Origin of the sequence: Comamonas halotolerans (assembly GCF_030162935.1) — a bacterium.
In the GTDB taxonomy this organism is placed as follows: domain Bacteria; phylum Pseudomonadota; class Gammaproteobacteria; order Burkholderiales; family Burkholderiaceae_C; genus Comamonas; species Comamonas halotolerans.
The window spans coordinates 1-8,557 of the sequence record NZ_JASAUZ010000022.1 but is presented as its reverse complement, the minus strand read 5'-3'; the positions used below and the strand labels follow the sequence as shown (position 1 = coordinate 8,557).

At 51.3% G+C, this 8,557-nt stretch carries 9 protein-coding genes; 1 reads left to right on the top strand and 8 read right to left on the bottom strand.

The annotated features are described in order from the left end of the window. Window positions 1-34: 34 nt before the first annotated feature. A complete protein-coding gene (locus QEP11_RS10495) occupies window positions 35-787 on the top strand; it encodes an SDR family oxidoreductase (RefSeq protein WP_284336601.1) in 753 nt (250 codons plus the stop codon). Between the two features lie 356 nt (window positions 788-1,143). Here QEP11_RS10495 and QEP11_RS10490 read toward each other — a convergent pair whose 3' ends face one another. The 8 genes from QEP11_RS10490 to QEP11_RS10450 all read right to left on the bottom strand — a co-directional run bounded on the left by QEP11_RS10490 (window position 1,144) and on the right by QEP11_RS10450 (window position 7,849). Beyond that, window positions 1,144-1,350: a hypothetical protein gene (locus QEP11_RS10490; protein ID WP_284336600.1), complete on the bottom strand. Its 207-nt coding sequence runs from the start codon at window positions 1,348-1,350 to the stop codon at window positions 1,144-1,146. A gap of 643 nt (window positions 1,351-1,993) precedes the next feature. Next, complete coding sequence (locus QEP11_RS10480) at window positions 1,994-2,773, bottom strand: hypothetical protein (RefSeq protein WP_284336599.1); 780 nt, start codon at window positions 2,771-2,773, stop codon at window positions 1,994-1,996. Window positions 2,774-2,843: 70 nt separating this feature from the next. Beyond that, entirely contained in the window at window positions 2,844-3,611 is a 768-nt protein-coding gene (gene otsB / locus QEP11_RS10475) for a trehalose-phosphatase (RefSeq protein ID WP_284336598.1), read from the bottom strand. Next, window positions 3,538-4,233 (bottom strand): glycosyltransferase family 2 protein, encoded by a 696-nt coding sequence (locus QEP11_RS10470; protein ID WP_284336597.1) that lies wholly within the window; start codon window positions 4,231-4,233, stop codon window positions 3,538-3,540. Before QEP11_RS10470 ends, otsB begins: the two co-directional genes overlap by 74 nt. After that, on the bottom strand, window positions 4,230-4,817 hold the full coding sequence (locus QEP11_RS10465) for a class I SAM-dependent methyltransferase (RefSeq protein WP_284336596.1): 588 nt from the start codon (window positions 4,815-4,817) through the stop codon (window positions 4,230-4,232). Before QEP11_RS10465 ends, QEP11_RS10470 begins: the two co-directional genes overlap by 4 nt. Beyond that, window positions 4,807-5,478: a PIG-L deacetylase family protein gene (locus tag QEP11_RS10460; RefSeq protein WP_284336595.1), complete on the bottom strand. Its 672-nt coding sequence runs from the start codon at window positions 5,476-5,478 to the stop codon at window positions 4,807-4,809. Before QEP11_RS10460 ends, QEP11_RS10465 begins: the two co-directional genes overlap by 11 nt. 2 nt (window positions 5,479-5,480) lie before the next feature. Continuing rightward, window positions 5,481-6,044 carry an acyl-CoA dehydrogenase family protein gene (locus QEP11_RS10455; RefSeq protein WP_284336594.1) on the bottom strand — a complete coding sequence of 188 codons (564 nt, stop codon included), beginning with the start codon at window positions 6,042-6,044 and terminating at the stop codon, window positions 5,481-5,483. Window positions 6,045-6,433: 389 nt separating this feature from the next. Then, complete coding sequence (locus QEP11_RS10450) at window positions 6,434-7,849, bottom strand: alpha,alpha-trehalose-phosphate synthase (UDP-forming) (RefSeq protein WP_284336593.1); 1,416 nt, start codon at window positions 7,847-7,849, stop codon at window positions 6,434-6,436. Window positions 7,850-8,557: the final 708 nt, after the last annotated feature.

Here is an 8,557-nt window from a genome sequence, read left to right as displayed (position 1 = left end):
AGACATAGACTAGGGACTCACTTCAAGGGTACGCATGACAAACAAAGTTGCACTGATCACTGGAGGCAGCCGCGGCATTGGCGCTGCCACGGCTTTGGAGGCTGCGGCAAAAGGCTGGGATGTGCTCATTAGCTACAATACTGAACAAGCTGCAGCTGATCAGGTTGTGACTGCTATTCAGAACTTGGGGCAACGTGCTGCTGCCGTGAAAGCTGATGTGGGTGACGAGAATCAAATCCTACAAATGTTCGCATCGATAGACGAGAATTTTGGACGCCTGGATTCACTGGTCATCAATGCAGGGGTTGTCGATAAGGCTCAAACCGTTGCTGAGTTCAGCTTGCAGCGCCTGGAGCGCATGTTTCGCATCAACACGATTGGCGCCTTTCTTTGCGCTCGCGAAGCGATCCTTCGTATGAGCACCTTGCGTGGCGGACAGGGCGGCTCAATCGTCAATGTCTCCAGTATTGCATCCAGACTGGGGGCACCTAGGCAATACGTGGACTATGCAGCCTCCAAAGGGGCAATAGACGTAATGACATTGGGACTGGCAAAGGAAGTTGCCTCGGAGGGGATACGTGTTAATGCTGTGCGCCCAGGTTTAATTGACACGGATATTCATGCAAGTGGTGGACAGCCGGATAGAGTTCAACGTCTAGCGCCCAATGTTCCTATGCAACGTGGCGGCACAAGCCAAGAAGTGGCAAACGCTATTGTTTGGCTGATGTCGGATGAATCGCCCTACACCACAGGCAGCCTGATCGAAATCTCGGGCGGCAACCTCTAATCGAATACGGGCACAGGTGTTAGCAGGCATTGCCATTTTTTAACAGCTGCAAAGCACACCATCGCCTCAAATCCAGACAACACTGAAAGTGATTGCCAGCATGGGCATGTATTGAATCGACTTCGCGCGCCTTTCTAGCAATGACGCGACCTAATATCCAATCGATTGAACAACAACCAGCAGCAACCAGGCCAGCAGCCCCTTCAACGCACGTTAAACACTTGTAAGCAATAAGCCCGGACAGCTCGGGCTTCCCCTTTCTTCTATCTGGGTAACATCAAGCTGCAAACAAATCAGCTTCCTTCAGGATGGCTGTTCTGAATGGTCCATGAAATCACTGCAGAGCAGTGAGTAAGTCAATTAGTGTCTCTAGACCCAAAGGGCTCGTCGCCAAAAGAGTTGTCCCACGCGAACATCGAGAAATCAACCCGGTCCCCGAGAGGCGAAAACTTAATTTCTCCAATCTTTACAGAAAAGTCCTTCGCGTGCGCAAGCTCCTGCAGCGCTATGGCAATTGCATTTTCAATTTCTTCAATTGAGACACTTTTCAAAAGGGATGGCATGTATGACTCCGTAGATGTTGGGATGCATCTCGTAGCTGAGATCTACGGGCGCACCACTCTCGAAAGTAACTTTGCTCCCATTGAAAGCATGCAACTGTCATTGTGGACCTGCAGCAGTTTCCGAAAAACTCTTCGACTGACTAAAAACATAGGATGTATCACCCTCAGATGCTGACTTCAGAAGCAGCAAAGAAGAAATTTCGCATCCGTAGACCACGATACACCACCGCTCACGTGGTCATGAATTTTCTCTCTCCGATGCCCGCAAGCACGCGGTTTTCGTTTCATGGATAGCGACTTGCTGCTTTTCACCAGCTTGCTCAACGTATTTCTAATCGTTCATTGACGAATTGACTACTAGCACTTTTCCATGATGTGCACGAAAAAATGGCGCAATCAACTGTCCAACAGCTTTGCGCAGGCTTCCATACAAGCTGCATGCTGGTAAGGACTCTGACTAGCCTCGTTGCAAGGACATCTCAAAAAAGAGGAATCTCAAGCCACATCGCCAGACGAGTCGTTGATATCAGCGAAAGTGTGGGCAGGCATCGTTGGGGTGTGGAGTAACCCACCCGTGGTTTGCTGGCTCCGGAAAGCTCTGCATTCGGTTCGAGAGCGCTTGCACATAACTACCTTGCTTGACTCACGCTTGCAGCTGCAGCCGATGTGTCAGGCATCGGCGCGCACCATCAGCCAGCAAAGGCAGTCGCAAGCTGGATGTGCCCACTGGCATCACGTCCTGCAAAAACAGCATGTTCCCATTGGCGGAAGACACGTAAACACCAATATGTGTAACTCCTGCAGACACGCTGCTCGGCAGGTGGTCAATCACCAAGACGCCATTGACTGGATCCGCCGCCTGTACGGTGCCACCGGTCCCTGATTCCTGCCCATCACTGCGAATGTGGGTGATCGCCACTTGGTACAAGCCCTGTGCCAGGCTCCCATCTGCTTGGCAGCTCAGCTTCGGCAGCCGCGATGGTATTGGAATGCGCACAGCCACCACGCACTCGCCTTTGTAAGACCACAGCCCTGCTCCATCGCTCAAGAACACTTCGCCCGCACCTTGGGCATAAGACACTGCTGCATGCGTACTCAGGCCTGAAAGCACTGCATCTCGCAGCAAGGTATCGCCCTGCAGCGTCAAGCGATACAGCTTGTCGTAGTCCGCCACCAGGTCCGTGCTGTCATCGAGCGCAAACAGGCTGCGAACATGTTTGCCATCCAGTTTCTTTTGCCAGCCTGAACGCCGGCGCAATCTATTCGCGTCGGTGACGTCCACATTGTCTGCCTGGCTCAGATAGTCGCCCACCTCCCATTGGCGTATTGCGTCATTTGGGTAGGAGGCAAAAGATTGTTGAGCCCCAAAAACGGGCCAATAGATACGGGTGTGAACATGCCCTGCAGTTTTGGGCCGAACCACAAAATTTGCTAACCCTAGCCGGGGTCAATAAGAGGCCCAATGCTTCGAACAAGCCAGGAATGCAGGCAAGCTAAACCAGTTGGTGCAATTGCTGTAGCCATTGTCGGCAAGCCATCGGATCAGGAAGTAAGTAATCGGCAGCACCTGCCGTTTTGTTGCCAACTGCGATGGCCCATCCCCCTTGTGCCTGAACGGCTTTAAACGCTGCCAAATCTGTTGTGTCGTCACCAACGTAGATGGGCAATCTTCCTGAGTAATTGGGCTGCTGCATTAAGTGTTCAACAGCGTGGCCTTTGTCGCAATCGGTGGAGCGTAACTCCGCAACGAACTTGCCATCAATGCAAACATGTTGGGGCCACTTGCGCCGGTGACTTTCAATCCAGGCACGAATCATCGGCTCCGCGTCAGGGCATCGGCGCCAGTGAATTGCAAGACCTTGAGGTTTCGTTTCAATCAATGCTTGAGGCCAGCGGTCGTGCAAAAGATGTCTGCAATCCTGCCCCCAAATACTCCAGCAAGGGTCAGACACTTGTACTCTGCCGATTTCTGCGCCATGGCTTCCGACAAGATCTATTCCTGTACTGCCCAACCAAGAATCTAAGTCCGAGTAACTGCGACCGCTGATACAGGCCAGCCCACCTTGCAGCTTTTGGTAAAGGCCATGTAAAAGTTGCCGCAACGATCTGGGTAGGTAAATGCTCTCGGGTGTAGGAGCAAGCTCTACTAGGCTACCATCGAAATCTAACATCAGGACGAATGAAGTATCAGGAACTGGCGGTAGGAGCATGCAGAGTTGATTGCTGGTGAACAATTTGTTCCAGCTTGAGTAAGAACTCACCAAAGCCTTCACGCGCACGCGGGTTGCGGCGAGCGCTGGTGGTAACACAGGGGTTGATCAATCGCGCAATGCGCAGGCCCATTTTTTCACAGCGATGCACAAGCGAAACGTCTTCATGCGCATGCGCTGGCTTAAATCCTCCCACCAGCTCATAGGCTTTTCTACTGATGCCTAAGTTTGCCCCATGAATATGGGGATGACCGTCCTGTGGCGTGGTGGCATGGAAGGCCTGAATGACTTCTTGACTGTAGTCGCCCCAATCTTCCACCTTCACAATTCCGCAAAATAAATCAAATTGCAGTTGCTGCTGCATGTGGCTTTGGGCAGTAAGCCAGTCATTGGGCACAAGGCTGTCGGCATCTGTACAGGCTAGCCATTGCGCACCTTGATCGAGCAGCCATTGGGCTCCCATTGCACGGGCAGTACCTACGTCGCGAACATTGGCCTCTATCACGTGGTCTGCGAGTGGACGAGATAACTCAAGAGTGCAATCAGTACACGCGTCAGCAACCACAACCACCAGCGCAGACTGACCATAGTGGTCAATACTTCGCTTTATTGATTGCAGGGTTTGCACAATATGCTGCGCTTCGTTGTGCGCCGGAATGGCGATTCCCATCATATAAAGCCCTCCGTACGAGCGATGCTCTGTCCATTGCCTGTCCATACTTCAAGCAACAAGTCTTCATCTGTGTAGCGCGCCAGTGGCTGTAAGCAACTGGCATGGCCCAGAATCTGATGCACTTGCTGCGTTGGAGTTACGACTTGATCAAACGGGTGGCGCCAATGCGCAGCCAGCATGACAGTGGATGAATGCGCACTGCTGGCAATGTTGTGGGCCATGAATTCAAGCGCCTGTGGTGAGAGGTAGTAGCCCACATCACAGATTAGGTAGGTGTCAAATTTACCGCTGGGCCAATGCTGCGCAATGTTGGCTTGCCGCACCTTGATATGGGGGTTGCCAGCAAGCGTCTGGTTTGCCAGCTCAACAGCTTTACTGGAAACATCCACCCCAAGCCAATCTTTGGCGCGATCAGCGAGTTGCTGCGCAATCAAACCGTTCGCACAGCCAACCTCTAACACGCTGCCAAGATCATATTGAGGCAGTACGGCTGCAATCAGATTTCTGCGGCGTTGCTCGTACCATCGATTGCGATAGCCCCAAGGGTCTGTCTCCAAGTACGGTGCGTCAAAATCAATTTGCATGCCAGTACATCTCTTTATCAGTCACAAAGTGTTGTAGATGCTGATGCGCAATGACTGGACCTTCGTCACGTTGGTCATCTGCAAACTGCGTAGTAAAGAGCTGGGCAGCACGTGCTTTTCGCTCCAGAAGATTAGCGCTTAAATCCAAGCTGCAGATACGATCCTTGGACAGAAAGCTCGTGAGGCGCACAGAGTCAACGAGTGCCCACACAGGGTAAAACAAGCTAGGCAGCTCGAGCGCTGAAACTGCTTGGCCTGTCGCATTGTGGTCAGGGTGTCCATCCTCTTGCCACGGCGCTACCCATAATGTCTCGCGGCAATGGTGTTGTTGGATGAGTGCTTGTAGACGCCTAGACTGCCTGCTCAGTTGACCATCACCTAAATCCCAAAACTGTGGCTCTGGATAACCTAGCAATTGCGATGCGTAGCAGGACTCCTGACGACGCGCCTTGCGAAGTTCCAGTTCTTTGCCTGCCGGTAGACTGCCAAAGCAATTTTCACCGTCAGTAGCAATATGTACTGTGATCTTGAGCCCTTTTAGTGCAGCAAGCTGCACCAGGCCTGCAGCGCCAAAAACTTCATCGTCTGGGTGCGGAGCTATCACTTGCAACCTTCGATAACGCGCAAGCAATTCTTTAAAGTTACTGGGCGGATTAAGCATGCCTAAAGCTCCCATGAAATATTGCTGTCTTGGCTCAGTTTCCCCAAGCCTTCGTTATCTCGCTCTGCATGTTGCTGGGTGATCCATACCGCCAAATCCGCGCAACGTTGCGCATGTTCAGCATCACTGCACAAAGGTGCCGGACCCATAGCTCGGTTGCTGTGCTCGATCACCGACGTGGCTATATTGCGCATCATGCTGCGCAAAGCGAGTATGTCCTCGACCCAACGCTGAGCAGGTTCACGATCAATACTTTCAGCCAGTACATGAAACATTGAACGTACAGCGCGCAGTTCAGCGAACATCGCCCCTAAATGGGCAGATGCATGCGGGTTGCTGATATCGAGATGTGTTCGAAGCTTTTGAGCAATCGCACATGCAGCGCCATACCAGCACGCGGCAATGCCTGCACCGCCATGAAAAAAACCGGGACGCTCTAAATACAAGCTGCGAGGGCCCAGTACCTGTACAGGTGTTCGCGCGAAATGCAGCTGCGCTGTTTGTGCACTGCGCATTCCTACAGGCTGCCATTGGCTGTGATCTGCGTGTATGCCGGGGGCTTGCATATCAAGCAGACAAAAATAACTATCTGCGTTTTCACCCGGGCAAGTCAGCAAAGCATGAGTGACTACATCAGCTCCGGAACACCATGTTTTGCTGCCCTCCAAATACGCTTTGCCATTTCGCAGAACAAGGTTAAGGGGTGCTTTGGGGTTATCAGCGGCCCATACAGCCCAAAGTTTGTCACTACTCTTGTATGCGGTTTGCTCCAAGTCATTCAATATTGCCAATGCATCCCAGTGAGCTTCAGCGAGTTTGCAGACACTCAAGTCTTGTGCCGCTACGGATGCCAAAATCCGCCATCTCTGCAAAGTGTGCCCTTGACCTGGGCATGGGGGGTGTGGATTGGCTTGCACAACTTTTATAAAGTCCAACCCAGTTGCCGACACATTCCTCATGTAGTGATGTACTCCATGGAGCAAGTCTGACGAGGTGTAAGCAAGTCTTCTAAAAACTGCTCATACCAGTTATGAAGGTTGTGGGCGCGCAGCGTTTTGAGCATGCTTTGATGGCGCTGAATACGCTCATCACGTGGCATGCTGAGTGCTTGACTAATAGCTTGCGCAGTTTGCTCAACATTGAAGGGATTTACCAAAATGGCTTGTTTGAGCTCTTGCGCTGCACCTGCAAACTCTGACAAAACCAGAATGCCAGGATCTTGAGGATCTTGCGCAGCCACATACTCCTTTGCAACCAGGTTCATGCCATCTTTGGTCGGCGTGACTAAGGCAACGCGTGCTAGGCGATAAAGCGCAGCCAAGGTTTCAATGTTTTGAACTCTGTGGTCGTAGTAGATCGGGCAATATCCAGGTCGAGAATGTGTATCTTGGATTTGCTCCACCAATGCATCAATCCGGCTGCACAACTGTTGGTAAGCCGGTACCTGACTGCGGGAGCGCGGCGCAATCTGCAGCAAAGCTGCTGGCGCTCCATGGCTATGCTGATGAAGGTATTTATCAAAGGCCAATAATTTTTGCTCAAGACCTTTGGTGTAATCCAGTCTGTCAACACCGATCACCAGCGGATGCTGGCCAAGTCGCCGCGCCCACTCTGTGCGGACTGGGTGGTCAACCGACTGAGTGCCAATCGATTCCAGTTCTTTAGTGAAGATGGAGATTGGATAGGCCCCAAACTTGGTGAGACGATTGCCAAGCTGTACCCAGACCTCACGTTCGCTGACAGCATGTACTTGCAAGTTTGCAAACTGACTTCTGCTGCGCATATGCAGTAAATGCTGACGCAGGTTCTCTAAGTCTTTGGCAGTCTGCAAACCAACTAAGTCGTATTGCAACAGAGATTTGAGCAGTTGTTCGTGGTGAGGAATGCTTTGTATTAGCTCTGGTGGCGGGACTGGGATATGGTGAAAGTAGCCTAATGGCCCAGTATGCTTGTGGGAGCGCAAATAGCTAGCGACCATCATGAGGTGATAGTCGTGTACCCAAACGATGTCCTTGCTTGATGCGTGGTTTGCAACCACTTGAGCGAACTTCTGGTTTACTGCGCAATAGGTTTGAAAAGCATTGTCGAGCCAGCGCACATAAGTGGGCCGCATATGACAAGCAGGCCACAGGACTTCATTGGCGTATTGCAAATAGTAGCCAGCGTACTCTGCCTCTGTTAGAGAAAAAATTTCATAGTCAATCGAGCCCAAGCTACCTGATTTGTGCAAAGGCAATGTGGAGATATCTCCGCTCCAGCCAATCCAAGTGCCACGAATGGATTTGAGCGCGGCTTGTATGGCTGAAGCTAGTCCACCAGCTTGTGGCGTAGCGTCATGCGCAACTCGGTTGGAGACAATGATTAACTTCATGAGCAGTAAGTGATGGATCGAATATTTGAGAGGTGATGAACTCAATATAGGATCTCAGCCACTTGTGCTACGTAGGAATCATGGAAGAACGTGGGTGGTCCAGTCTTGTCGATATCGATTGACAAAACTAACTAAAAGCTTGCTTCTTTAAGGCAATTTGCAGGTTCTGTTTTCAGGCATTGTCACTACCCAGACAGTAGGATGCTTTTAATGCCACTGTCTGCACAATCTCATCATGGCTGCGCTGCCCATGGCGCTCAACTGCTCGGCTCTGAACACCTCTCAAGCTAACCAGCTCCTATGCTCTATTGAGCAGTCTCAGAACCAAGATCAGTACTGCACCCAACAGCATTGAGCCGACAAATCCAAAAATTAGACCTGCGCCACCAAGCACCAACCAGTGGCTCCAATCAATACCCAGCTCTGCACAATGAATCTCGCACTGTGAGTTTTCTTGCCATGCTATCCACATCAACATTGCGCCCGATACCAATCCGATACCCACACTAACTAGACCCAGCAGAGATAGCGTTCTATTCATAAGTTTCACGAAGATATGCACCGTAGCATGACAACACAGCATATCAATTGAACATCGCAAAACTCTTAACCTGCCGCTCCTTCCATCTGCCGCTGCGCAATCTCATGCCTGCGCTGTTCAATGGTGGTCAACTGCTTGCGTTTTTGGGCTGCATCCAAATTGTTGTC

Excerpts from the sequence above, each read along its gene's own strand:
- QEP11_RS10490 (WP_284336600.1), bottom strand. The coding sequence starts at position 1,350 with ATGCCATCCCTTTTGAAAAGTGTCTCAATTGAAGAAATTGAAAATGCA.
- QEP11_RS10455 (WP_284336594.1), bottom strand. The coding sequence starts at position 6,044 with ATGCAAGCCCCCGGCATACACGCAGATCACAGCCAATGGCAGCCTGTA.
- QEP11_RS10450 (WP_284336593.1), bottom strand. The coding sequence starts at position 7,849 with ATGAAGTTAATCATTGTCTCCAACCGAGTTGCGCATGACGCTACGCCA.
- QEP11_RS10470 (WP_284336597.1), bottom strand. The coding sequence starts at position 4,233 with ATGATGGGAATCGCCATTCCGGCGCACAACGAAGCGCAGCATATTGTG.
- QEP11_RS10495 (WP_284336601.1), top strand. The coding sequence starts at position 35 with ATGACAAACAAAGTTGCACTGATCACTGGAGGCAGCCGCGGCATTGGC.
- QEP11_RS10460 (WP_284336595.1), bottom strand. The coding sequence starts at position 5,478 with ATGCTTAATCCGCCCAGTAACTTTAAAGAATTGCTTGCGCGTTATCGA.
- QEP11_RS10465 (WP_284336596.1), bottom strand. The coding sequence starts at position 4,817 with ATGCAAATTGATTTTGACGCACCGTACTTGGAGACAGACCCTTGGGGC.